A 23240-nucleotide genomic window follows, 5' to 3' on the forward strand; every position below is an offset into this window, starting at 1 on the left:
ATCGTTAACGACCATCGCGAGCAAGCTCGCTCCTACACTGTTACTGGATTTCTTCCGGCTTGACGATCACCCAGTTCTTGTCGGCAGTCACCGTCAACCCTTCCTTGGCCTGGGCCGCCGCGTTCTTGGCCATCATGCCTTGGATCTGGGTCATGTACTTGTCCTTGCGGTTGACCCACAAGTGGATGCCGCCCTTGGCCACGTCAACACTGTGGAACAGCATGTAGCCGTCGCTGGTCGGGGTGTCGCCGCCCACGAGAACAGGTTTTTTCCACTCATCGATGTAAGTCAGGATCGCCGCGTGCTTGCCGGCCATCCAGGTCGCCGGGGTCCACAGGTACGGGGTCAGTTCCAGGCCGAGGTTGGCCTTCTCGTCATATTTACCGGCGGTGATCTGCTTGCGCGCGGTGGTCAATTCGCCGGTTTTTTGATCCTTGAGCAGCAGCGACACGCCGATCACGTTCTGCGGTTTGACGTTGTAGCCGTACTTCGGATCGGCCGCGACCATGCGCACCAGTTCTTCGGAGGCGGCGGTCATCACGTAGACCTCGATGCCGTTCTCCATCAGCTTGTTGTACAGCTCTTGCTGGCCGGTGAAGATCTTCGGCGGATTGACGTCGAGCTTCTTGACCACGTCGCCTTCGTAATAAGTCGCCGGTACCGGTTTGCCGGACGCCATCAGTTCATCGACGTAGCCCTTGAGTTCCTTGAGCGTAAAGCCGGAGAACACCTGGGCGACCCATGGGTAGCAGACCATGTCGTCGACTTCGCAGAGACGGTAGTAGTAGCTGAACAGGCTTTCCTTGTGATCGGCAGTGTCTTTGAACGGCATCAGCTTCAGGGAGGGATCGAGCTTGTCGCGGGTGATCAGGCCTTTGTTCTCCATGAACGGCAGCAACGACTCTTCGAGGTCGTAGCGGTAACTGGTGTTGTCCATGTCGAACACCGCATAGTTACCCTTGTTGGCGTTAGCCGCGATCATCGCGTCCAGCGCCTTGGCCTGATCGGCCGGCCAGTGTTTCAGATCCGTTGCGAGAACTTGGCCGGCAAGGCCGAGGCAAATTGCTGCAGCCAGAAATTTCGGTGCGAACTTCATGTGCATATCTCCCTGAATGAAAGACATCGACGCTAACAAATAAGTGTGACAGTCCTCGTCTGTCAGCGACCGTACGAATCCTTTTTGCGCCAGTTGCATCCCCGACAGCGACATGCGCTTATTCCAAAAACGACAGTCACAAGATGTTTTTGATATTAATTCATTAGTTTTCAAGCTGTTAGGCTTACCGGTTCGCAGCTGCCCTGGAAGGCAGTTGGCACATGTCTAATGGGAGTTCCAATGAATCTGCCGCTGATTCTCAATCTGCTGGTGTTCCTCGCCCTGCTCCTGGGCCTGGCACAAACCCGCCACACCACTTGGAGCCTGGCGAAAAAAGTCCTGCTCGCCCTGGTGCTGGGTGTGGCGTTCGGCGTGGCCTTGCACACTGTCTACGGCGCCGGTAACCCGGTACTGAAAGCCTCGATCGGCTGGTTCGATCTGGTGGGCAACGGTTATGTGCAATTGCTGCAAATGATCGTGATCCCGCTGGTGTTCGCCTCGATCCTCAGCGCCGTGGCCCGCCTGCATAACGCTTCATCGCTGGGCAAGATCAGCTTCCTGACCATCGGCACGCTGCTGTTCACCACGGCTATTGCGGCGTTGATCGGCATTGGCCTGACCAACCTGTTCGGCCTGACCGCCGAAGGCTTGGTGGCCGGCACCCAGGAAATGGCGCGCCTGCAAACCATCCAGACTGACTACGCCGGCAAGGTCGCCGACCTGAATGTGCCGCAGCTGTTGCTGTCGTTCATTCCGCAAAACCCGTTCGCCGATTTGGCGCGGGCCAAGCCGACGTCGATCATCAGTGTGGTGATTTTCGCTGCGTTCCTCGGTGTCGCGGCCCTGCAATTGCTCAAGGATGATGCCGAGAAAGGTCAGAAAGTGATCAACGCCATCGACACCCTGCAAGCCTGGGTGATGCGTCTGGTGCGCCTGGTGATGAAGCTGACCCCGTACGGCGTGCTGGCGCTGATGACCAAAGTGGTCGCGGGTTCCAACCTGCAAGACATCATCAAGCTCGGCAGTTTTGTGGTGGTGTCCTATATCGGCCTGGGCCTGATGTTCGTGGTCCATGGCGTGCTGGTATCGGCCGCCGGGATCAATCCCCTGCGCTTCTTCCGCAAGATCTGGCCGGTGCTCACGTTTGCCTTCACCAGCCGCTCCAGCGCTGCGACGATTCCGTTGAGCATCGAAGCGCAAACCAGTCGCCTGGGCATCCCGCAGTCCATCGCCAGTTTCGCCGCTTCGTTCGGTGCGACCATCGGCCAGAATGGCTGTGCCGGTCTGTACCCGGCGATGCTGGCGGTGATGGTGGCGCCAACCGTGGGTATCAACCCGTTGGACCCATTGTGGATCGCAACGCTGGTGGCGATTGTGACCCTGAGTTCGGCCGGTGTGGCCGGTGTCGGTGGCGGCGCGACCTTTGCCGCGTTGATCGTGCTGCCGGCGATGGGTTTGCCGGTATCACTGGTGGCGTTGCTGATTTCGGTCGAGCCGCTGATTGATATGGGGCGTACGGCGTTGAACGTCAGTGGGTCGATGACGGCCGGGGCGATTACCAGCCAGGTGATGCAGCAGACTGATAAAGAACTGCTGGATGCGGATGAGCATTCGGCGTTGGCGCAGGCTTAAGTAGCGTCAGTCAGACCGCTATCGCTGGCAAGCCAGCTTCTACAAGGGTTGTGTCGTACGCAAATCCGCGATCAACACACATCCTGTAGGAGCTGGCTTGCCAGCGATGCTTTTAGGCCTTCTCCCAAACCTCAAAGTTGTACGCCGGCTTGTCGCCCTCCGCCGGATTCGGAACATTCGAAACCAGTTTCCACTGGCTCAAATCAAACTCCGGAAACCACGCATCCCCTTCCGGGCTCAACGCCACGCGGGTCAGATACAACCGATCTGCCTGGGCCAGTCCTTGCACATACAACTGCGCCCCGCCAATCAGCATCAGCTCATCGACGCCCTGTTCCTTCGCCCATGCTTCGGCGCGAACCATCGCGGCTTCCAGCGACGGGTAAACCTCGGCGCCTTCGAGCACCAGATCCGTCTGACGGCTGACCACGATATTCAAACGACCCGGCAGCGGACGACCGAGGGAATCCCAGGTCTTGCGACCCATGATGATCGGCTTGCCGAGGGTGGTGGCCTTGAAATATTTGAAGTCCCCCGGCAGGTGCCAGGGCATGCTGTTGTCGACGCCGATCACGCGGTTTTCACCGAGGGCCGCGATCAGGCTGAGGGGGAGTGATTTAGTCATGCCGGCGAGGATACCAGAGCCTCGCTTTCGCCGATAAGCGTCACAGCGGTTATGCTCACAGCTCAATTAAGCGACGGGATGCCGCGTGACTGAACTCAATACCCTCTGGCTGACAGAAACCATCCGCCTGCGCGAAGAACACGCAGGCCCCCTGGAAGACCTTGAAGCCAACCGACTGGCCCGCAGCGCGGGCGGCGATTTGCCGTCGCGCATTCAACGCCGGGCCCTGTGGCTGGCTGAACGCGATGGCTTGGCTGCGGCCCTCAAACACTGGCTGCAAGGCGCACGCCTGGCGCTGATCGTTATGGCGGTGCTGGCCGTGATCAGCGGCGCCGGCCTGGCCTTCGCTGCAATGGGCGACGGCCTGCACCCGGTGAACGTGTTCTGGGCCTTGGGCAGCCTGCTCGGGCTCAATCTGATCCTGCTGCTGAGCTGGGCCCTGGGGCTGGTGTTTGCCGGCGAACACGGCGCCAGCCTCGGACGACTGTGGCTATGGCTCAGTGAAAAACTCGCCCGGGATGCCAAAGCCGCACAACTGGCACCGGCCCTGCTCCTATTGTTGCAACGGCAGAAACTCAATCGCTGGGCCATCGGCGTGCTGGTCAACGGCCTGTGGTTGCTGGCGATGCTCAGTGCCTTGGTAATTCTGCTGACACTGATGGCGACCCGACGCTACGGCTTCGTCTGGGAAACCACGATCCTCAGTGCCGACACCTTTATCGCCGTCACGCAGGCGCTTGGCGCGCTACCGGCCCTGATCGGCTTCAGCGTGCCGACCGAGGAGATGATCCGCGCCAGCGGTGATGCCGCATTGAACATCGAAAGCGCCCGGCAGGCCTGGGCCGCGTGGCTGGTGGGGGTGCTGCTGGTCTACGGCGTATTGCCGCGCCTGCTGCTCGCGCTGTTTTGCCTGTGGCGCTGGAAGGCGGGGAAAACGGTCCTGCGCCTGGATTTGAACCTGCCCGGTTACGCACAACTGCGCGAACGCTTGATGCCCACCAGCGAACGCCTCGGTGTCAGCGATGCGGCACCGGCGCAACTTCATCGCGTGGAAAGCGGCGTCAGTGAACAACAAAGCGACGGCGCGCTGTTGGTCGCCATCGAACTGGACGACGACCGCCCGTGGCCACCGCAATTGCCGAAAAACGTGAGCAACGCCGGCATCCTCGACAGTCGCGAATCGCGGCACAAACTCCTCGAACAACTGAGCCGTTTCCCTGCGGCGCGCCTGGCCATCGCCTGCGACCCACGGCGCTCGCCGGATCGCGGCAGCCTGGCCTTGATCGCCGAACTGGCCCGCAGCGCCAGCGCCACCCGCGTGTGGTTATTGCAGGCACCGCCCGGTGAAGCGCTGGACGCCGAGCGCCTGGGTGACTGGCACGTGGCGCTGCAACAGCTTGAGTTGCCCTTTGCCGATTGCGCACCGATGAACTGGCTGGAGACGGGCCATGACTGACACTCGGATGCAGCCTCTGAAACTCGCCGTGGTCGGCCACACCAATGTCGGCAAAACTTCTTTGCTGCGCACCCTGACTCGCGACGTTGGCTTCGGTGAAGTGTCCCATCGCCCCAGCACCACGCGACATGTCGAGGGCGCACGGTTGTCGGTGGACGGTGAGCCGCTGCTCGACCTCTATGACACCCCCGGCCTGGAAGACGCCATCGCCCTGCTCGATTATCTCGAACGCCTGGAGCGCCCCGGCGAACGCCTCGACGGCCCGGCACGCCTGGCGCGTTTCCTCGATGGCAGCGAAGCCCGGCAACGCTTCGAACAGGAGGCCAAGGTGCTGCGCCAGTTGCTGGCGTCGGATGCCGGTCTCTATGTGATCGACGCCCGGGAACCGGTGCTGGCCAAGTATCGCGACGAACTGGAAGTGCTGGCCAGTTGCGGCAAACCCTTGCTGCCGGTGCTGAATTTCGTCAGCAGCGCCAACCACCGCGAACCGGCATGGCGTGAAGCGCTGGCACGGCTGGGCCTGCATGCCCTGGTGCGCTTCGATAGCGTCGCGCCGCCAGAGGATGGCGAACGCCGACTCTATGAAAGTCTCGCCTTGCTGCTGGAAACCGCGCGGCCGCAACTGGAACGCCTGATCGCCGATCAGCAAGCCCAGCGTCTGGCTCGCCAACAAAGCGCAGAGCGATTGATTGCCGAACTGCTGATCGATTGCGCGGCCTGCCGGCGCAGCGTGGTCAGTGAAGCCGAACAGGAACAACAGGCGATCAGCGAACTGCGCAAAGCCGTGCGCCAGCGTGAGCAGCGCTGTGTCGAGTCCCTGCTCAAGCTCTACGCCTTCCGCCCACAGGATGCCGCTGCCAGCGATTTGCCGCTGCTCGACGGTCGTTGGGGCGATGACCTGTTCAACCCGGAAACCCTGAAGCAACTGGGTGTGCGCGTCGGTGGCGGAATCGCTGCTGGCGCGGCTGCTGGGGCCGGGGTCGATTTGCTGGTGGGAGGGATTACCCTCGGCGCCGCCGCACTGGCCGGCGCCATCGCTGGCGGCGCTCTGCAAACCGCGCGCAGCTATGGCAGCCGTTTGCTGGGCAAGATCAAGGGCCAGCGCGAGCTGACGGTGGATGACGACGTGCTGCGCCTGTTGGCGCTGCGCCAACGGCAATTGCTGCAAGCGCTCAATGCCCGTGGGCACGCAGCGATGGACAGTATTCAGGTCGCCACGCCACAGGATAAAACCTGGCGCGAAGGCAAACTGCCCGAAGCGCTGAACAAGGCACGGGCGCATCCGCAATGGTCGTCGCTCAATCCTCATCCGAAGTTGAATCAGGCGGAGCGGCAGGAGCAGATCGAGGTGTTGGCCGCAGAGTTGTAGCGCCTGATCCGACGCCATCGCGGGCTTGCCCGCGATGGCAGCACCTCGGTCTCACATTTCTATGCAGCCAAAAGGCGCAATGCCTTTTCCTTTAAAAGACCAAGATCAATCACCGGCACGTGCATCTCTTTCGCCAGTTCATCCCACTGGCGCATGCGCAGACTCACGGCACACAGTGGATCCTGTTCGAACGCCTCAGCCTCTTCAGCCGTCATCACCCCACCCTGATATTCCAGGGTGCGGCGGCTGGCTTCACTCAAGCGCTCGTAGTACCCCGGCTCTTTCAGCGTCAGATAACGCTTGGCCTGTACGTGGTATTCGACCAGCCGCGCCATGCGCTCGCTGAAGCCAGCGCGACGCAGATAGTCCGCGCCCAGACGCTCATGGCTGACCACGCCAAAGCCGCCCATGTTCTCCGCGCTTTCGGCGCAGATATGCCCGATGTCGTGGAAAAACGCCGCGAGCACCACTTCATCGTCGAAGCCCTCGGCCATGGCCAATTGCGCAGCCTGGGACATGTGCTCGATCTGCGACACCGGCTCGCCGATGTAGTCGCTGTCGCCAAAGCGCTCGTACAAACCGAACACCTCGGCAATCACTTGCTCTTCACGCAGCATCAGATTTCCTCCAATACGGTGGCAACATTGCGTTCCGCCATCGCCGGCCCGACGCTCATGCCGACACCGGTGTGCATCAACGCCACGCTCAGGCCTTCTGCCGGACGCAGGAACGAGAACGGTCCCGGCCCCCGTGAACCATAGACCCCCTGCCAGCGCTCGACCACTTGCACCTTGCAGCCCAGGGTCTGTTCGGCCAGTTCGATCATCCAGTCGTCGACCTGCTCGACATTGAAGGGCGACGGATCGCTGCCGTAATGGTGCGAATCGCCAATGATCAACTCGCCATAGGGCGTCGGGCTGATCAACAGGTGGATGCCGTTTTCATGCAAGTGCGGCGCGTGCCGCAAAATCTCGGCCTGTACCGCTGCAGCTTCCGGCAAATCAGCGAAGGCACCGTAGTGCACGCAACTCAATCCGGTGAGCAATGCATGTTGCAGGTTCAGATTGGTCTGCGGTCGAGCGCGAAGCATTTGAAGACGGCAGATTTGCGGGTCGAGTTCGGCGATCTGCTCGGCTAGCAAGGTCTGATAATCGTGGCCGGAACAGACGATGATCTGCTCGGCATTGAAGCTGCCAGCGGTGCTGTGCAGGCGGCCCGGCTCGATATCGCGCACCAGGGTAGAGAAGTGAAACTTGACGCCCAGGTCGCGTCGCAGGAAGTCGATCAGTGCCGGAATCGCTTCGCGCGAATACAGCTGCTGGTCGTCCATGCCATGCAGCGCTGCACGGTGATGGCGGAACTGACCGCCGTACAAGTCGCGTAACGCGGCGCCGCGCAGCAGGTCGACACGGTAGCCGTGTTCAACCGCACGGCCTTCGCAGAAGGCTTCCAGCAACTGCTCTTGCGCCTCGGTGCGGGCGAACAGGTACGAGCCGTTGCGCTTGAGTTGCAGGCCGGCGAGTTGCGCCCAATCGCCCCAGATTCCGCGACTGGCGCGGGCCAGTTCGAGCATCGGCCCCGGCGGCTGGCCGGTGACCAGTGCCTGGCCGAAGTTACGCACCGAAGCGCCGACAGGCGTTTCGCTGCGCTCGAAAACCGTGACCTTCAGACCGCGTTTGGCGGCGGCATACGCGTGGGACAAACCCAGGATGCCGGCGCCGACGATCAGCATGTCGTTGTGTTGTGTCATCTAGAAGTGTCCTGAATTCAAAACCGCCATCGCCAGCAAGCCGGCTCCTACAAGTACGACGCGAACCCTGTAGGAGCTGGCTTGCCAGCGATGAGGCCCTTTCAGCCGATAAAGATCTTACTTGACCGCCACTTTCTCGGACTTGCCGTCATAGCGCTTGCGCCATTCGGTCAGGATCTCGTCGCGATTCTTCGACGCCCAGGCGAAGTCGTTCTTGATCAGACGCTGTTCGTAGTCCGCCGGCAATTCGGTCTGCGGCTTGGCGATGCCAGGCTGGGCGAGTACGGCGAAGTTTTCTTTGTAGAGTTCCATCGCCTCAGGGCTGGCGGAGAAGTCAGCCAGTTTCTTCGCCGCTTCCTCGTGGGCAGTGCCCTTGATCACGGCAGTCGCTTCGATCTCCCAGCCCAGGCCTTCCTTCGGCAGGATGATGTCCAGCGGTGCGCCCTGGCGCTTGAGTTGAACCGCCGGGTATTCGAAGGAAATACCGATCGGGAATTCGCCAGCCGCCGCCAGTTTGCAAGGCTTTGAACCGGAGTGAACATACTGGCCGATGTTCTGGTGCAGGCCGTCCATGTAGGCCCAGCCCTGCTTCTCGCCGAAGGTTTGCAACCAGGCGCTGACATCGAGGAAGCCGGTGCCGGACGAGGCCGGGTTCGGCATGACGATCTTGCCTTTGTACTCAGGCTTGGTCAGGTCCTGCCAGCTCACGGGCTTGGTCAGGCCCTGCTTTTCGGCTTCGACGGTGTTGAAGCAAATGGTCGCGGCCCAGACGTCCATGCCGACCCAGGCTGGCGGGTTGGCAGCGTCGCGGTAGTTGCCGCCGATCTTGCCCAGGTCCTTCGGCGCGTAGCTCTGCAGCATGCCTTGCTGATCGAGGATCGCCAGGCTGGAAGCCGCCAGGCCCCACACGGCGTCAGCCTGCGGGCGTTCTTTTTCGGCCAGCAGTTTGGCGGTGATGATGCCGGTGGAATCGCGCACCCACTTGATTTCGACGTCCGGGTTGGCCTTCTCGAAAGCCTCTTTGTAGGTCTTCAGTTGTTCGGCTTCGAGGGCGGTGTACACCGTCAACTCGGTTTTCGCCGCAAAGGCGTTCAGGCTGAAAGCGGTGAGGACAGCAGCGGCCAGGGCCATAGGCTTGAACATGATCTTTTCCTGTTTTTTGAGTTGAGGGGTTGTGCAGATTCAATGACCGGGCGCGGTCTGCCGCCAGGCTTGTGAGCGGCGCAGCAAACCGCGCGAAGCCCAGGCCAGCAGCAGGGACACGCCCGCCGAGGTAATCAGGATCAGGGTCGACATCGCGGCCGCACCGCCGACGTTGCCAGCGTCGTCCATGTTCAGCACCGCCACCGCCGCGAGGATGGTGTCGGGGCTATAGAGGAAGATCGCCGCCGAGACAGTGGTCATGGCCGAGACGAACAGGTAGCGCACGATGTCCAGCAACGCCGGCAGACAGATCGGCACGGTGACCCGCAGGTAGTGGCGGTACAGCGGTGCCTTGAGCGACAGCGCGGCGGCTTCGAACTCGGCGTCGAGTTGACGCAGCGCGGTGGTGGCGGTCATTTGCGCGGTGGTCAAATAGTGCGCAATGGTGCAGACGACCAGCAGGGTCATGGTGCCGTAGAGCACATGCAGCGGGTTGCCGGTGAGGTTGAAGAAAAAGACGTAACCCAACCCCAGTACCAGGCCCGGCACCGCCATCGGGACGAAGCTGAGCATGCGCAAGGTCAAGTTCAGGCCGCGCTGACCCTTGGTTTTTTCCATCAGGTAGGCGCCGGTGAAGATCAGCAAGCTGCCGATCAACGCCGTGCCCATGGCCATCTTCAAGCTGTTGCCGTAGGCCAGCCAGCCGCCACCGGCCGTTTCGTTGAACTGGTAATGGTTGAGCGACAGCGACAGGTTGTACGGCCAGAACTTCACCAGGGACGAGAACACCGCCATGCCGAACACCAGCAGCAACGCCGCGCTGATCAGCAGCACGATGGCCAGGTAGCAACCATCACGCAGTTTCGATGGCGCGGGTTTGAACACTTGGGCGCGGCCGCTCATGGAGTCACCATGACGTCGACGCAACCAGGCATCGACCCCGAAGCTGAACAGCGCGGGCAACAGCAACACCATGCCGATCAACGCACCGCGGCCGAACTGTTGCTGACCCACCACAGCCTTGTAGGCTTCCAGCGCCAGCACTTGATAGTCGCTACCGACCACCACGGGCACACCAAAATCGGTGATGGTCAGGGTGAACACCAGGCAGAACGCGGCGAACACTGCCTGACGGGTTGCCGGCCAGGTGATGCTGCGGAATGCTTTTGCCGGACTGGCGCCCATGCTGGAGGCGGCATCGAACAGTCGCGCATCGGCCAGGGACAAGGCCGACAGCAGAATCATCAGGGCATGCGGGAAGGTGTAGATCACCTCACCGAGCACAATGCCCCAGAAGCCGTAGATGTTGTCCGAGAGCAGGCCACGCAACATGCCCTGGTTGCCGAACAGGTAAACCAGTGCGATGCCGGGCAACATCGACGGCGCCATCAATGGCAGCAATGAGATGCCGCGCCAGATGCCTTTGCCCGGAATCAAGGTGCGTTGCAGGGCGTAGGCAAACAGATAGGCCAGCGGTACGACAATGGCGGCGACGCTGAGGGAAACCTTCAGGCTGTTACCGAGCAACCAGTGAAAATTTTCGCTGGTTACCAATTCTTTCGCTGCGAGCCAGCCACCGCCCTGCCCGGCCTCGGCGCTGAAACCACGCCAGAAGATCGCCAGCAACGGCATCAACACGGCGACGCCGAGCAACACCAGCAGCAGGACCTTGCCGCCGACCACGAACAGCCGGTCACCGATCTCGGCACGGGATATCTGCCGAACCTGCTTTTGCGGCAGCGGCAGCGCGATGTTCGCGCTCATCAGGCAAACACCTGCAGGCTGCGCGGCGGCAAGGCAACCATGATCTGCTGGGCGCCAAGGCGCGGCATGGCTTCCGGTGCCAGCTCCGCCAACAGCGCATGGCCCGGCAAATGATCGAGTTCGAAGCTCATGCGGCAGCGGTTACCGAGGAAGGTGATTTCACGAACCTTGGCCGGGAACAGGTTTTCCTCGTGCACCAGCGGGTTGACGTTGATCGCTTCCGGACGGCAGAACAAACGGCCCGACGCGGTCTTGGCGCCGCCATCGGCCAGACGCACGTTCATCCCGCCGACCCGGGCGTGGCTGTCGCTGCTGCGCTGGAACGGCAACCAGTTGCCCTGGCCGACGAACTCGGCCACGAATGGCGTGGCCGGACGGTTGTAGATTTCCTGCGGCGTGGCGTATTGCTCGACCTTGCCGTTGTTCATCACGGCGATGCGGTCGGCCATCAGCATGGCTTCGTCCTGATTGTGGGTAACCATCAGGGTGGTGATGCCGAGGTTGCGTTGCAGTTGACGCAGTTCGGTGCACAGATGCTCACGTACCCGGGCATCGAGGGCCGACATCGGCTCGTCGAGCAGCAACAGTGAAGGCGCCGGGGCCAGGGCACGAGCCAGGGCGACGCGTTGTTGCTGGCCGCCGGACAACTGGCCCGGGTATTTTTTCTCGCTGCCGCTCAGGCCAACCAATTCCAGCATTTGACCGACACGTTGGCGAACCTGATCACGCCCATTGCCCGCGAGGCCGTAGGCAATGTTCGCTTCGACGGTGAGATTGGGGAACAACGCGTAGGACTGGAACAGAATGCCGTAGTCCCGCGCCTGGGGTGCCAGGTGGGAAACGTCGCGATCACCGAGGTACAACTCGCCGCTGTCCTGCTTTTCCAGACCGGCGATGCAGCGCAGCAAGGTGGTTTTGCCACAGCCCGACGGGCCCAGCAGGCACACCAGTTCACCGGCCGCGACATCAAGGGAAACGTTATCCAGCGCCGTGAAAGCGCCAAAACGTTTCTGTACGCCGCGCACCTTCATCGGTGCGCCGGGGTTGGTCAGGGCAGTTGTGATCGAGTTGTTCATGGACGGACCTCATCTAGCAGATGGGGCCATCCTAGAGTTGTAATGAGTCCGTCATGTGGCAGTAAGGCAAAAACTGCCGATAGTGGTATTCGAGGATTTTGGTTCAAGTTCTGTGTTGTCAGGACTGACGCCATCGCTGGCAAGCCAGCTCCTACAAGTTATCGCACTCCCTGTAGGCGCTGGCTTGCCAGCGATGAGGCCAGGACAGGCACCACAAATCTCAGGCCGGCGCCATTTCCTGCGCCAACCCCAGGAACGCCGCCGGTAGCCGCGCGCCTTTGCGCTCCTTGAGGCAGTACAGATATTCGGGTATCTGCGGCGCATTCTCGATGGTCAGCACCCGCAATTGCGGATCGTGGGGCACTTCCTGGCGGGCAATGATGCTGATGCCGATATTGCGCAGCACCGCTTCGCGGATCGATTCGCGGCTGCCGATCTCCAGCAGCGGCCCAAAACCCACTCCAGCGCTGGCCAGCAACTCTTCGGTCAGGCGTCGGGTGGTCGAGCCCGGTTCGCGCATCAACAGGGTATGCCCGGCCAAGGCGCCGAGCGGTACGTGATCGTGAACCGCCAGCGGATGATTGCGATGCACCGCCAGCACCAGCGGATCGCTGCCGAGTACCCGGCGCACCAGCCGCGCATCATCGAGCAGCTGCGACGATGCGGCGACATCGACCCGGTAATCTTCCAGCGCTTCGAGCACCTGCTGGGAGTTGCCGATTTCCACCGAGACCTCAACCTGCGGCAGGCGCTCGCGAAACGTTTTCACCAGGTCGAGGATGTAATACGGCGCCGTGGCGGCAATGCGCAATGTGCCCTGGACCTGGCCGCTGTTACGCAGGAAAAACTCGATGTCGGCTTCCTGCTGCATCAGCGCCTTGACCATCGGCAACAGCCGCGCACCTTCTTCGCTGACGCTGAGACGGCGGCCACCACGGTAGAACAGCTCGACCGAATACTGGCTTTCGAGGTTGCGGATTTGCGTCGTCACCGTCGGTTGGCTCAGGCCGAGCTTTTTTGCAGCCTGGGTAATACTGCCCAGGCGGGCCACCATGTAAAACGCCTTCAGCTCGGCACTCAGCACAACCTTCCCTCATCCTTTATTTGCGCAGAAGGCGCAAACCGTTGAACACCACCAACAGACTCACGCCCATGTCGGCGAACACTGCCATCCACATGGTAGCGACCCCGGCGAAGGTTACCCCAAGAAAGATCGCCTTAATGACCAATGCCAGGGCGATGTTCTGCTTGAGGATGCTGGATGTCTGCCGCGACAGGCGAATGAATGCCGGGATCTTGCGAAGATCATCGTCCATCAGGGCGACATCGGCGGTCTCGATGGCAGTATCGGTGCCAGCGGCGGCCATGGCGAAACCGATCTCTGAACGCGCCAGTGCCGGGGCGTCGTTGATGCCATCACCGACCATGCCAACCCGGTGCCCTTGGGCATAAAGGGCCTCGATAGCCTGCAATTTGTCACCCGGCAACAGGTCGCCCCTGGCCTCGTCGATGCCGACCTGCTCAGCAATCGCTTGCGCGGTGTGGACGTTATCGCCGGTCAGCATCAAGGTTTTGATGCCCAGATCATGCAATTGCCGGATGGCTTCGCGGCTGGACTCTTTTACCGTATCGGCGACAGCGAACAGCGCCAACGGGCCGGACGAATCCAGCAGCAGCACCACCGACTTGCCCTGTTTTTCCAGGGCGAACAGTTTTTCTTCCAGCGCAGGCGAGCACAGCCCCAGATCCTCCACCAGGCGATGGTTGCCCAAATGGTAGAGCTGGCCGTTGATCTCGCCGCGTACACCGCGCCCGCCAAGCGCTTCAAAGTTATCCACAATCAGTCGCGCGATTTGCTTATCCACAGCCGCTTTGGCGATGGCCAGGGAAACCGGGTGATCCGAGCGCCCGGCCAGCGCGGCGGCAATGGCGGGTGCCGATTCGTCCGCAGTCGGGTCCAGCGACAGGTAATCGGTCTGCACCGGTTTGCCGTGGGTGATGGTGCCGGTCTTGTCCAGGGCCAGGGCGTCGAGCTTGTAACCACCCTCCAGATAGACGCCACCCTTGACCAGAATGCCTTTGCGCGCTGCCGCCGCGAGGCCGCTGACGATGGTCACTGGCGTGGAAATCACCAGCGCACACGGGCAGGCCACCACCAGCAGCACCAGCGCTCGGTAGATCCAGTCAAACCACAACGCGCCCATGAACAATGGCGGGATTACCGCCACGGCCAAGGCCAGGACGAACACCGCCGGGGTGTAGATTTTCGAGAAGCTGTCAACAAAACGCTGGGTCGGCGCCCGCGCCCCTTGGGCCTGCTCGACGGCGTGGATGATGCGCGCCAGGGTCGAGTTATCCGCCGCGGCAGTCACCGCGTATTCCAGTGAGCCAGCCTGATTGATGGTGCCAGCGAATACTTTGTCGCCGACGGTTTTCTCCACCGGCAGGCTTTCACCGGTGATTGGCGCCTGATCGATGGTCGAGCGACCGGACAGCACTTCGCCGTCCAGGCCGATGCGCTCACCGGGACGGGTCCGTACCCGCGCGCCGAGCCCAATGGTTTTGACGTCCTGCTCAAGCCAGCTCCCGTCAGCCTGCAACACCGTTGCCGTGTCCGGGGTCATCTGCATCAGGCCGCCGATGGCGTTGCGCGCGCGGTCCAGGGACCGGGCTTCGATCAACTCGGCCACGGTGAACAGGAACATCACCATGGCCGCTTCCGGCCACTGGCCGATCAGCACCGCGCCGGTCACGGCAATGCTCATCAACGCATTGATGTTCAGGTTGCGGTTTTTAAGGGCGATCCAGCCTTTTTTGTAGGTGCCGAGACCACCGCTGAGGATCGATACCAGCGCAATAACCGCCACCACCCAGTTCGGCGCGGAACCGGTGAAGTGGATGACTTCAGCCAGAATTGCACCAATACCGGACATCGCCAGAGGCCACCATGGCTTTTTCCGGGGCACCGGCGTCGGCGTTTCAGCCCCCTGGTCCAGCGGCTCGGCATGCATGCCCAAGGACTGTATGGCCTCGATGATCGGCTCGATACCGGGCAAATCGTGGGTCACGCCCAGCACACGATTAATCAGATTGAACTCCAGCTGCTGCACGCCGGTCATCTTGCTTAGCTTATTCTGGATCAGCGACTGCTCGGTCGGGCAGTCCATCGCTTCAATGCGAAAGCTGCTCAGCCTGGCCCCGGCCGTCGGTGCTTCGTTCAGCATGATTATCGCTGGCGCCGTCGCACTGGATGAACAGCAGGAATCGCCGTGACCGCCGTGGCCATGTTTTTGCACGGGCTTGAGCTTGTGGCTGTGCTCGTGTTCAGCCCCGGGTTTGTGGGAGTGCAGGGAATCGCTCATTGGTTGCGTCCATAAGAGTGCCTGTTGCCAAGTAAAGACCCTGTAGCCACTATAGGGTCAAGCACCCATTTTGGAGATTTGGAGATTGCTTTCATGAAGATTGGAGAATTGGCGAAGCTCACGGACTGTGCCGTGGAGACGATCCGCTACTACGAGCGCGAGAACCTTCTGCCGGAACCAGCCCGCAGTGACGGCAATTATCGCGTCTACACCCAGGCCCACGCCGAGCGCCTGACCTTCATTCGCAACTGTCGCACCCTCGACATGACCCTCGAGGAAATCCGCAGTCTGCTGGCATTTCGCGACAGTCCGCAGGACCAGTGCGAAAGCGTCAACGCGCTGATCGACGAGCACATCCACCATGTAAAGGCGCGGATCGACGGCTTGCTGGCCTTGCAGGCACAACTGCTCGACCTGCGCCAACGCTGTGGCGAAGGGCCGGGTGTCGATCAATGCGGGATCTTGCAACGGCTGGAAGTGAGCGGCGGGGTTGTGGCGACGGAGGTTGAGCATTCTCATGTTGGCCGTAGTCACGGCCACTAAAAACACCAACCACCCCCTGTAGGAGCGAGCTCGCTCGCGATGAACTCAAGGACGACGCATTTTTTCAGACAATACGCGTCATCGTTCACGTCCATCGCGAGCAGGCTCGCTCCTACAGGGGGACGGCGTGAGGCGTTAAACCGCCATCGGCGCGGTCATCGGCGCGTGGTGCTCGTAGCCTTCCAGGGAGAAATCGCCCGGTTCCACCAGCTCCAGCCATTCCGGCTTATACACGCCCGTCTTGGCAAACTCCGGCACACGGTCGGAAATCACCAGTTTCGGCATCGGGAACGGCTCGCGCTTGAGCTGTTCGTTAAGCATGTCCAGGTGATTTTCGTAGACGTGGGCATCACCGATGAAATAGGTGAACCAGCGCGGCGTGTAGCCCGTCAGGCGACCGATCAGGCTCAGCAGCGCAGCGCCTTCGGTGAGGTTGAACGGCGTGCCCAGGCCCAGGTCGTTGGAGCGGATGTAGAGGGTCAGAGAGATCTCTTTGGTCTCGACATTCGGGTGGAACTGGTACAGCAGGTGGCACGGCGGCAGGGCCATTTCATCCAGTTGGGCGCAGTTCCAGCCGTGGAACAGGATGCGACGGCTGCCCGGGTCTTTGATGATGGTGTCGACGCACTGGCGGACCTGGTCGATGGCCTTGTACAGCACCACGTAGGCCTGGCCGTTTTCTTCGCCTTCAGCGATCTGGCGATAGCCTTGCTTCAGGGTCTGCTCGATGGCGGCCGGGTTGCTGAGCGGGATCTGCTTGTACGCCGGCCACTTGCGCCATTGCACACCGTAGATTTCGCCGAGGTCGTCTTCGCCCTGGCGGAACGGGTTGGCCAGCCACTGAGCGTTTTCGTTGGCGTTCTGGTCCCAGACCTTGCAGCCCAATGCCCGGAATTCGGCAGCGTTGTTCACGCCACGCAGGAACCCGCACATTTCGCCGATGGCCGACTTGAACGCCATCTTGCGCGTGGTGATCGCCGGGAAACCTTCCTGCAGGTCATAACGCAGCATCGCGCCGGGAAAACTGATGGTGTTCACGCCGGTACGGTTGGCCTGCTTGGTGCCGTTCTTGATGACGTGGGCGACCAGTTCGAGATATTGCTTCATGAATTACCTGTGTCCTTGAACCCGCAGCCATCGCTGCGGGGTTCGAATTTTATACGGCTGCCGCTGGAGCCGCCGGAGCGCGGCGATACGCCAGCCAGATCAGGAACAGACCGCCGAGGATCATCGGCACGCACAGCACCTGCCCCATGGTCAGCCAGTTCCAGGCCAGATAGCCCAGTTGCGCGTCCGGTACGCGGACGAACTCGACGATGAAACGGAAGATGCCGTAGAACAGTGCGAACATCCCCGAGACCGCCATGGTGGGTCGCGGCTTGCGCGAGAACAGCCAGAGGATCAGGAATAGCGCCACACCTTCGAGGGCGAACTGATAAAGCTGCGACGGGTGACGCGGCAACTGCGCCGGGTCGCTGAACGGCGGGAAGATCATCGCCCACGGCACGTCGGTCGGCTTGCCCCACAACTCGGCGTTGATGAAGTTGCCGATACGCCCGGCACCCAGGCCAATCGGCACCATCGGTGCAACAAAATCCATCAGCTGGAAGAACGACTTGTTGTTCTTTTTACCGAACCACAACGCCGCCAGCATCACGCCGATGAAACCGCCGTGGAACGACATGCCGCCCTTCCACACCTCGAAAATCAGTGTCGGGTTGGCCAGATAAGCGCTCAGATCGTAGAACAGCACATAACCCAGTCGCCCGCCGACGATCACCCCCATCGACATCCAGAACACCATGTCGGAGAGTTTCTCCTTGGTCCAGGTCGGGTCGAAGCGGTTCAACCGGCGGGACGCCAGCAGCCAGGCGCCGCCGATGCCGATCAGGTACATCAGGCCGTACCAGTGGATTTTCAGCGGACCGATGGCCAGGGCCACCGGGTCGATCTGCGGGTAAGGCAGCATTGCGACTCCTCGTTAGAGTTCAAATCTTAAAAATTCCCGGGCGACGCTGCCACCTCAGGATTAAGCCAGGATTGCGCTGCCCGTCAGAGCAGATGCTTCAGACTAGAAAGTTCAGGCCGACGCAGAACAGCAAAGCGGCAAACAGCCGTTTCAGCAACTTCGGCGACAACCTGTGAGCCAATCTCGCGCCCAAGCGGGCGAACACCATGCTGGTCAGGGCAATGCCCAGCAACGCCGGCAAATAAATGAAACCGAGACTATGGGCCGGGAGCAACGGATCGTGCCAGCCCAGAATCATGAAACTTAATGCACTGGCCAGGGCAATCGGCAGACCGCAGGCCGATGAAGTGGCCACGGCTTGCTGCATCGGCACGCTACGCCAAGTCAGGAACGGCACGGTCAACGAACCGCCGCCAATGCCGAAAATCGCCGAAGCCCAGCCAATCACGCTGCCGGCCAAGGTCAGGCCGAGTTTGCCCGGTACGGTTCGGCTGGCTTTGGGTTTTACGTCCAGCGCCAGTTGAGCGGCGATCACCAGGGCGAATACACCAATGAGTTTCTGCAGGTTGGGGCCGGAAATCGCTTCCGCTGTCAGGGCGCCGAACCCGGCACCCATCAAAATGCCGACGGTCATCCACCTGAATATCGGCCAAAGCACGGCGCCACGGCGGTGATGCTCGCGTACCGCGTTGACCGAGGTAAAAATGATCGTCGCCAGGGACGTCCCCACCGCCAGGTGAGTGAGAATCGACGGATCGAACCCTTGGGCCTGGAAGCTGAACACCAGCACCGGGACGATGATGATCCCGCCACCCACGCCAAACAGCCCGGCGAGCACACCTGCACAGGCGCCGAGCGCCAGATAGAGCAGAAATTCCATGGTCGTAGCGCCCGCATCCCCAAAACCGGAGCGGCATGGTAACGGATGCATGGCCTCAAGCTCCACTGTGCAAGGCGATGGATCGATGAGCGATGTCTGCGTAGAGTGAGCAAAAAACACACAAGGACAGCCTTATGTGCCTGATTGTTTTTGCCTGGCGCCCTGGTCATGCCCGGCCGCTGGTCGTGGCGGCCAATCGCGATGAGTTCTACGCCCGCCCCAGCCTGCCTCTGGCACCATGGCCCGAAGTACCGCACGTCCATGCGGGGCGCGACCTCGAGGCCGGTGGCACCTGGCTCGGTGTTGGTGCCAACGGACGTTTTGCGGCGCTGACCAACATCCGTGACCCCCATCGACCACCAGGGCGCAAGTCTCGTGGGGAGCTGGTCGCACGATTTCTCACCGGGGAATTGCCAATTGACGACTATTTAGCCGACGTTGTCGCCCGTTCGATGGAATATGGAGGCTTTAATCTGCTGGTCGGCAATACCAACGAGCTCTGGCACTTCAATCAACGGGAATCGGAAGCGGTGATGCTGGCCCCAGGGGTCTACGGGTTATCCAATGCCGGGCTGGACACGCCGTGGCCGAAGTTGCTCAAGGCCAAGGCTGCATTGAACGAGGTACTGGATGATCCGCGGCCTCAGGCGCTGTTGGCGTTGTTGAGCGATGCGCAGACCGCGCCGTTTGCCGAGCTGCCGGATACCGGAGTGGGACTGGCCACCGAGACGTTGCTGTCGAGTGTGTTCATTGCCAGCCAGAGTTATGGGACGCGGGCGAGTACGGCGTTGATTGTGCAGGCGGATGGCTCACGGCATTTGGTCGAAAGGAGTTTCGGGCCGTTTGGTGGGCATCTTGGGGAAGTGGAGATCAGGCTTTAGCTTTATGTTGCCAGGACGGGCCTCATCGCGAGCAAGCTCGCGATGAGGCCGTCAGCGCTTTAGAGGGGCTTGATCGCCGCCGGATTGATCATCCGCGCCAGCCCGAGGTTCTTCAGCGCCAGCTGCAACGAGCTGTGAATCACTTGCGGGTTGTCGATGGTCATCAGCTCGGCCAGCAACTCCTTGGCCTTGCTCAGGTTGATCTGGCGCAGCATCCACTTCACTTTCGGCAAGTTGGTGGCGTTCATCGACAGGCTGTCGAAACCCATCGCCATCAACAGCACCGCCGCCGCTGGGTCACCGGCCATCTCGCCGCAGATGCTCACCGGCTTGCCTTCGGCATGGGCATCACGCACCACGTTCTGCAGCGCTTGCAGCACCGCCGGATGCAGGTAGTCGTAAAGATCGGCCACCCGTGGGTTGTTGCGATCCACGGCCAACAGGTACTGGGTCAGGTCGTTGGAGCCGACCGACAGGAAATCCACCTGCCGCGCCAGTTCCTTGGTCTGATACACCGCCGCCGGAATCTCGATCATCACGCCAATCGGTGGCATCGGAACGTCGCAGCCCTCGTCACGCACTTCGCCCCAGGCACGGTGGATCAGGTGCAGGGCTTCCTCCAGCTCGTGGGTGCCGGAAATCATCGGCAGCAGGATGCGCAGGTTGTTCAAGCCTTCACTGGCCTTGAGCATGGCGCGGGTCTGCACCAGGAAAATTTCCGGGTGATCAAGAGTGACGCGAATGCCGCGCCAGCCGAGGAACGGGTTGTCTTCCTTGATCGGGAAGTACGACAGCGATTTGTCGCCGCCGATATCCAGTGTTCGCATGGTCACCGGTTGCGGGTGGAACGCGGCCAGTTGTTCGCGGTAGATCGCCAGTTGTTCCTTTTCGCTCGGGAAACGCTGGTTGATCATGAACGGCACTTCGGTGCGGTACAGGCCAACGCCTTCGGCACCGCGCTTCTGCGCGCGCGCCACATCCGCCAGCAGGCCGGTGTTGACCCACAGCGGCATGCGGTGGCCATCGACCGTCACGCACGGCAGATCGCGCAGCGCATCCAGGCCGAGGGCCAGTTGTTTCTCTTCCTCGACCACCTCGGCGAACTGCTTGCGCAGCACGTCACTGGGGTTGGTGTAGACCTCGCCGTGGTAGCCGTCGACGATCATCTGGATGCCGTCGACCTTGGAGTACGGCAGGTCGACCAGGCCCATCACGGTCGGGATGCCCATGGCGCGGGCAAGGATGGCGACGTGGGAGTTGCCGGAGCCGAGTACCGACACCAGGCCGGCCAGCTTGCCTTCCGGCACCTCGCCGAGCATCGCCGGCGTCAGTTCTTCGCTGACCAGAATGGTGTTGTCGGGGTAGACCAGGGTTTGCTGACGCTCTTCCTGCAAGTAAGCCAGCAGGCGTCGACCGAGGTCCTTGACGTCCGAGGCACGCTCGCGCAGGTAGGCGTCGTCCATCAATTCGAAACGGTTGACGTGATCGGTGACCACCTGGCGCAACGCGCCCTGGGCCCACTGGCCGGTCTTGATCACGGTGGTGACTTCGCTGCCCAGCGCGGCATCGTCGAGCATCATCAGGTAGACGTCGAACAGGGCCCGTTCTTCCGGGCGCAACTGCGTGGCGAGCTTGGCGGACAACGCGCGCATGTCGGCGCGTACGCCTTCGATGGCGGTCTTGAACAGCTTGAGCTCGGCGTCGATGTCAGCGATGGCCTTGTCCGGCACCACGTCCAGATCGGCCGGGGGCAGCATGACCACCGCCGTACCGACTGCCGCACCCGGCGAACCCGGCACGCCGACGAACTTGGCTTCCTGGATGCCTTTGCCCTGACGACCGAGACCGCGGATCGAACCGGTGGCTTCGGCGTGGGCGATAACGCCGGCGAGCTGCGCGCTCATGGTCACGAGGAAGGCTTCTTCGCCTTCATCGAACTGGCGACGTTCCTTTTGCTGGATGACCAATACGCCGACAACGCGGCGGTGGTGAATGATCGGCGCGCCGAGGAAGGAGGCGAAGCGCTCTTCACCGGTCTCGGCGAAGTAGCGGTAGCGCGGGTGGTCCGCAGCGTTTTCGAGGTTCAGGGGTTCTTCGCGCGTACCGACCAGGCCAACCAGACCTTCGTTGGGTGCCATGCTGACCTTGCCGATCGAGCGCTTGTTCAAGCCCTCGGTGGCCATCAGCACGAAGCGGTTGGTCTCCGGGTCAAGCAGGTAGACCGAGCAGACCTGGCTGCCCATGGCCTCTTTGACGCGCAACACAATAATCCCCAACGCCGCCTTGAGATCCTTGGCGGAGTTAACTTCCTGGACGATCTTGCGCAGCGTATTGAGCATGGCTCGGGGTCGAACTCCGTCGTCAGTCGCGCGCTAAAAGGCGCGGGGCAAGCTCTTTGAGAGCGCGTCGATACACCTCGCGCTTGAATGTCACCACCTGGCCCAACGGATACCAATAGCTGACCCAGCGCCAGCCATCGAATTCCGGTTTACCGGTCAAATCCATCCGCACCCGCTGCTCGTTGGAGATCAGGCGCAGGAGAAACCATTTCTGTTTCTGGCCGATGCACAGCGGTTGGCTGTGGGTACGCACCAGACGTTGCGGCAAACGATAGCGCAACCAGCCCCGGGTGCAGGCGAGAATTTCAACATCTTCGCGCTCCAGGCCTACTTCTTCGTTCAACTCGCGGTACAAGGCGTCTTCCGGCGTCTCTTCGGGGTTGATTCCCCCCTGCGGAAACTGCCAGGCATCTTGATTGATTCGGCGAGCCCATAGCACCTGGCCGGCGTCATTCGTCAGAATGATCCCGACATTGGGGCGAAAACCATCGGGGTCGATCACGGCAACAACCTCGCAAACGCATGTCGCCGCATTGTTCCACAAAGGTTGTGAAGGCGGCAACGAAGGTTCCTACCTTATGTGCACTCTTGTGAAAAGACCGTATTCTTGTCGCCTTTTTACTGACTTTTCAGCGGGTAACTGCGATGCGCCTGGCTTTATTCGATTTGGACAACACCCTTCTGGGCGGTGACAGCGATCACGCTTGGGGTGACTACCTGTGCGAGCGCGGCTTCCTCGACGCCGTCGCCTACAAGACTCGCAACGATGCGTTCTACCAGGATTACCTGGCCGGCAAACTGGATAACGCTGCTTACCTGAACTTCTGCCTGGAAGTCCTCGGCCGCACCGAAATGACCACACTGGATCAGTGGCACAGCGATTACATGCGCGACTGCATCGAACCGATCATGCTGCCCAAGGCCATCGAGTTGCTGGCCAAGCACCGCGCCGCTGGCGACAAACTGGTGATCATCACCGCGACCAATCGCTTCGTCACCGGGCCGATTGCCGTACGCCTGGGCGTCGAAACCCTGATCGCCACCGAATGCGAAATGGCCGACGGCCGCTACACCGGCCGCAGCACCGATGTGCCGTGCTTCCGCGAGGGCAAAGTGACGCGCCTGAATCGCTGGCTGGAAGAAACCGGATATACGCTGGAAGACAGCTACTTCTATAGCGACTCGATGAATGACCTGCCGTTGCTGGAGCAGGTGACCCATGCGGTAGCGGTCGACCCTGATCCGAATTTGCGTGCCGAGGCCGAGAAGCGTGGTTGGCCGGTGATCAGTCTGCGCGACTGATTACAAAACTGTAGGAGCGAGCTTGCTCGCGAAAAACTCAAGGGCACCGCGGG

General features: G+C 61.3%; 20 protein-coding genes. 6 read left to right on the forward strand and 14 right to left on the reverse strand.

What is annotated here, in order from left to right; genetic code table 11:
• Window positions 1–40 precede the first annotated feature (40 nt).
• Window positions 41–1096: an HAD family hydrolase gene (locus tag B0D71_RS16950; RefSeq protein ID WP_103395800.1), complete on the reverse strand. Its 1056-nt coding sequence runs from the start codon at window positions 1094–1096 to the stop codon at window positions 41–43.
• A 240-nt stretch (window positions 1097–1336) separates the two neighbouring features.
• Here B0D71_RS16950 and B0D71_RS16955 point away from each other — a divergent pair, with 240 nt between their 5' ends.
• Window positions 1337–2728 carry an L-cystine transporter gene (locus tag B0D71_RS16955; RefSeq protein WP_046039188.1) on the forward strand — a complete coding sequence of 464 codons (1392 nt, stop codon included), beginning with the start codon at window positions 1337–1339 and terminating at the stop codon, window positions 2726–2728.
• A gap of 112 nt (window positions 2729–2840) precedes the next feature.
• Here B0D71_RS16955 and B0D71_RS16960 read toward each other — a convergent pair whose 3' ends face one another.
• On the reverse strand, window positions 2841–3353 hold the full coding sequence (locus B0D71_RS16960; protein ID WP_103395801.1) for a dihydrofolate reductase: 513 nt from the start codon (window positions 3351–3353) through the stop codon (window positions 2841–2843).
• 85 nt (window positions 3354–3438) lie between these two features.
• Between B0D71_RS16960 and B0D71_RS16965 the strand changes: the two genes are divergently transcribed.
• Window positions 3439–4809: a DUF2868 domain-containing protein gene (locus B0D71_RS16965; RefSeq protein ID WP_103395802.1), complete on the forward strand. Its 1371-nt coding sequence runs from the start codon at window positions 3439–3441 to the stop codon at window positions 4807–4809.
• Window positions 4802–6178 (forward strand): GTPase/DUF3482 domain-containing protein, encoded by a 1377-nt coding sequence (locus B0D71_RS16970; RefSeq protein ID WP_103395803.1) that lies wholly within the window; start codon window positions 4802–4804, stop codon window positions 6176–6178. The genes B0D71_RS16965 and B0D71_RS16970 overlap by 8 nt, the downstream gene beginning before the upstream one ends.
• Window positions 6179–6237: 59 nt before the next feature.
• Here B0D71_RS16970 and B0D71_RS16975 read toward each other — a convergent pair whose 3' ends face one another.
• The 7 genes from B0D71_RS16975 to B0D71_RS17005 all read right to left on the reverse strand — a co-directional run bounded on the left by B0D71_RS16975 (window position 6238) and on the right by B0D71_RS17005 (window position 15273).
• Window positions 6238–6795: a phosphonate degradation HD-domain oxygenase gene (locus B0D71_RS16975; protein ID WP_103395804.1), complete on the reverse strand. Its 558-nt coding sequence runs from the start codon at window positions 6793–6795 to the stop codon at window positions 6238–6240.
• Window positions 6795–7928 (reverse strand): TIGR03364 family FAD-dependent oxidoreductase, encoded by a 1134-nt coding sequence (locus tag B0D71_RS16980; protein WP_103395805.1) that lies wholly within the window; start codon window positions 7926–7928, stop codon window positions 6795–6797. The genes B0D71_RS16975 and B0D71_RS16980 overlap by 1 nt, the downstream gene beginning before the upstream one ends.
• 117 nt (window positions 7929–8045) lie before the next feature.
• Complete coding sequence (locus B0D71_RS16985) at window positions 8046–9071, reverse strand: putative 2-aminoethylphosphonate ABC transporter substrate-binding protein (RefSeq protein ID WP_103395806.1); 1026 nt, start codon at window positions 9069–9071, stop codon at window positions 8046–8048.
• A 39-nt stretch (window positions 9072–9110) separates the two neighbouring features.
• Window positions 9111–10835 carry a putative 2-aminoethylphosphonate ABC transporter permease subunit gene (locus tag B0D71_RS16990; RefSeq protein WP_103395807.1) on the reverse strand — a complete coding sequence of 575 codons (1725 nt, stop codon included), beginning with the start codon at window positions 10833–10835 and terminating at the stop codon, window positions 9111–9113.
• On the reverse strand, window positions 10835–11911 hold the full coding sequence (locus B0D71_RS16995) for a putative 2-aminoethylphosphonate ABC transporter ATP-binding protein (protein ID WP_103395808.1): 1077 nt from the start codon (window positions 11909–11911) through the stop codon (window positions 10835–10837). The genes B0D71_RS16990 and B0D71_RS16995 overlap by 1 nt, the downstream gene beginning before the upstream one ends.
• 220 nt (window positions 11912–12131) lie before the next feature.
• A complete protein-coding gene (locus tag B0D71_RS17000) occupies window positions 12132–12995 on the reverse strand; it encodes a LysR family transcriptional regulator (RefSeq protein WP_103395809.1) in 864 nt (287 codons plus the stop codon).
• Window positions 12996–13011: 16 nt separating this feature from the next.
• Entirely contained in the window at window positions 13012–15273 is a 2262-nt protein-coding gene (locus B0D71_RS17005) for a heavy metal translocating P-type ATPase (protein WP_103395810.1), read from the reverse strand.
• A gap of 93 nt (window positions 15274–15366) precedes the next feature.
• Here B0D71_RS17005 and cadR point away from each other — a divergent pair, with 93 nt between their 5' ends.
• The gene (cadR, locus tag B0D71_RS17010; RefSeq protein ID WP_103395811.1) at window positions 15367–15816 is read left to right on the forward strand and encodes a Cd(II)/Pb(II)-responsive transcriptional regulator; all 450 of its coding nucleotides are present in this window, start codon (window positions 15367–15369) and stop codon (window positions 15814–15816) included.
• 135 nt (window positions 15817–15951) lie between these two features.
• Here the strand turns inward: cadR and B0D71_RS17015 are convergent, their stop codons facing one another.
• The 3 genes from B0D71_RS17015 to B0D71_RS17025 form a co-directional block, all read right to left on the reverse strand.
• Window positions 15952–16923: a thymidylate synthase gene (locus tag B0D71_RS17015; RefSeq protein ID WP_103395812.1), complete on the reverse strand. Its 972-nt coding sequence runs from the start codon at window positions 16921–16923 to the stop codon at window positions 15952–15954.
• A gap of 49 nt (window positions 16924–16972) precedes the next feature.
• Window positions 16973–17785, reverse strand: coding sequence for a prolipoprotein diacylglyceryl transferase (lgt, locus tag B0D71_RS17020; RefSeq protein WP_103395813.1), 813 nt, complete (start codon window positions 17783–17785; stop codon window positions 16973–16975).
• A 97-nt stretch (window positions 17786–17882) separates the two neighbouring features.
• Complete coding sequence (locus B0D71_RS17025; protein WP_103395814.1) at window positions 17883–18665, reverse strand: sulfite exporter TauE/SafE family protein; 783 nt, start codon at window positions 18663–18665, stop codon at window positions 17883–17885.
• 134 nt (window positions 18666–18799) lie between these two features.
• On the opposite strand from B0D71_RS17025, the gene B0D71_RS17030 reads away from it, so the two are divergent.
• Window positions 18800–19546 carry an NRDE family protein gene (locus B0D71_RS17030; RefSeq protein WP_103395815.1) on the forward strand — a complete coding sequence of 249 codons (747 nt, stop codon included), beginning with the start codon at window positions 18800–18802 and terminating at the stop codon, window positions 19544–19546.
• Between the two features lie 59 nt (window positions 19547–19605).
• Here the strand turns inward: B0D71_RS17030 and ptsP are convergent, their stop codons facing one another.
• Together ptsP and B0D71_RS17040 are read right to left on the reverse strand one after the other, a co-directional pair.
• Complete coding sequence (gene ptsP / locus B0D71_RS17035; RefSeq protein ID WP_103395816.1) at window positions 19606–21885, reverse strand: phosphoenolpyruvate--protein phosphotransferase; 2280 nt, start codon at window positions 21883–21885, stop codon at window positions 19606–19608.
• 22 nt (window positions 21886–21907) lie between these two features.
• On the reverse strand, window positions 21908–22387 hold the full coding sequence (locus B0D71_RS17040; protein ID WP_003229203.1) for an RNA pyrophosphohydrolase: 480 nt from the start codon (window positions 22385–22387) through the stop codon (window positions 21908–21910).
• Between the two features lie 143 nt (window positions 22388–22530).
• On the opposite strand from B0D71_RS17040, the gene B0D71_RS17045 reads away from it, so the two are divergent.
• A complete protein-coding gene (locus B0D71_RS17045) occupies window positions 22531–23187 on the forward strand; it encodes a histidinol-phosphatase (protein WP_103395817.1) in 657 nt (218 codons plus the stop codon).
• The last annotated feature ends 53 nt before the right edge of the window (window positions 23188–23240 follow it).

This window comes from Pseudomonas laurylsulfativorans (assembly GCF_002906155.1).
GTDB classification, from domain to species: domain Bacteria; phylum Pseudomonadota; class Gammaproteobacteria; order Pseudomonadales; family Pseudomonadaceae; genus Aquipseudomonas; species Aquipseudomonas laurylsulfativorans.

What these genes read in the sequence shown, in the direction of transcription:
- B0D71_RS17030 (WP_103395815.1), top strand. Translation starts at nt 18,800, where the DNA reads ATGTGCCTGATTGTTTTTGCCTGGCGCCCTGGTCATGCCCGGCCGCTG.
- B0D71_RS17015 (WP_103395812.1), bottom strand. Translation starts at nt 16,923, where the DNA reads ATGAAGCAATATCTCGAACTGGTCGCCCACGTCATCAAGAACGGCACC.
- B0D71_RS16995 (WP_103395808.1), bottom strand. Translation starts at nt 11,911, where the DNA reads ATGAACAACTCGATCACAACTGCCCTGACCAACCCCGGCGCACCGATG.
- ptsP (WP_103395816.1), bottom strand. Translation starts at nt 21,885, where the DNA reads ATGCTCAATACGCTGCGCAAGATCGTCCAGGAAGTTAACTCCGCCAAG.
- B0D71_RS16955 (WP_046039188.1), top strand. Translation starts at nt 1,337, where the DNA reads ATGAATCTGCCGCTGATTCTCAATCTGCTGGTGTTCCTCGCCCTGCTC.
- B0D71_RS16970 (WP_103395803.1), top strand. Translation starts at nt 4,802, where the DNA reads ATGACTGACACTCGGATGCAGCCTCTGAAACTCGCCGTGGTCGGCCAC.
- cadR (WP_103395811.1), top strand. Translation starts at nt 15,367, where the DNA reads ATGAAGATTGGAGAATTGGCGAAGCTCACGGACTGTGCCGTGGAGACG.
- B0D71_RS16990 (WP_103395807.1), bottom strand. Translation starts at nt 10,835, where the DNA reads ATGAGCGCGAACATCGCGCTGCCGCTGCCGCAAAAGCAGGTTCGGCAG.
- B0D71_RS16985 (WP_103395806.1), bottom strand. Translation starts at nt 9,071, where the DNA reads ATGTTCAAGCCTATGGCCCTGGCCGCTGCTGTCCTCACCGCTTTCAGC.
- B0D71_RS16980 (WP_103395805.1), bottom strand. Translation starts at nt 7,928, where the DNA reads ATGACACAACACAACGACATGCTGATCGTCGGCGCCGGCATCCTGGGT.
- lgt (WP_103395813.1), bottom strand. Translation starts at nt 17,785, where the DNA reads ATGCTGCCTTACCCGCAGATCGACCCGGTGGCCCTGGCCATCGGTCCG.
- B0D71_RS17045 (WP_103395817.1), top strand. Translation starts at nt 22,531, where the DNA reads ATGCGCCTGGCTTTATTCGATTTGGACAACACCCTTCTGGGCGGTGAC.
- B0D71_RS16960 (WP_103395801.1), bottom strand. Translation starts at nt 3,353, where the DNA reads ATGACTAAATCACTCCCCCTCAGCCTGATCGCGGCCCTCGGTGAAAAC.
- B0D71_RS16975 (WP_103395804.1), bottom strand. Translation starts at nt 6,795, where the DNA reads ATGCTGCGTGAAGAGCAAGTGATTGCCGAGGTGTTCGGTTTGTACGAG.
- B0D71_RS17005 (WP_103395810.1), bottom strand. Translation starts at nt 15,273, where the DNA reads ATGAGCGATTCCCTGCACTCCCACAAACCCGGGGCTGAACACGAGCAC.
- B0D71_RS17025 (WP_103395814.1), bottom strand. Translation starts at nt 18,665, where the DNA reads ATGGAATTTCTGCTCTATCTGGCGCTCGGCGCCTGTGCAGGTGTGCTC.
- B0D71_RS16950 (WP_103395800.1), bottom strand. Translation starts at nt 1,096, where the DNA reads ATGAAGTTCGCACCGAAATTTCTGGCTGCAGCAATTTGCCTCGGCCTT.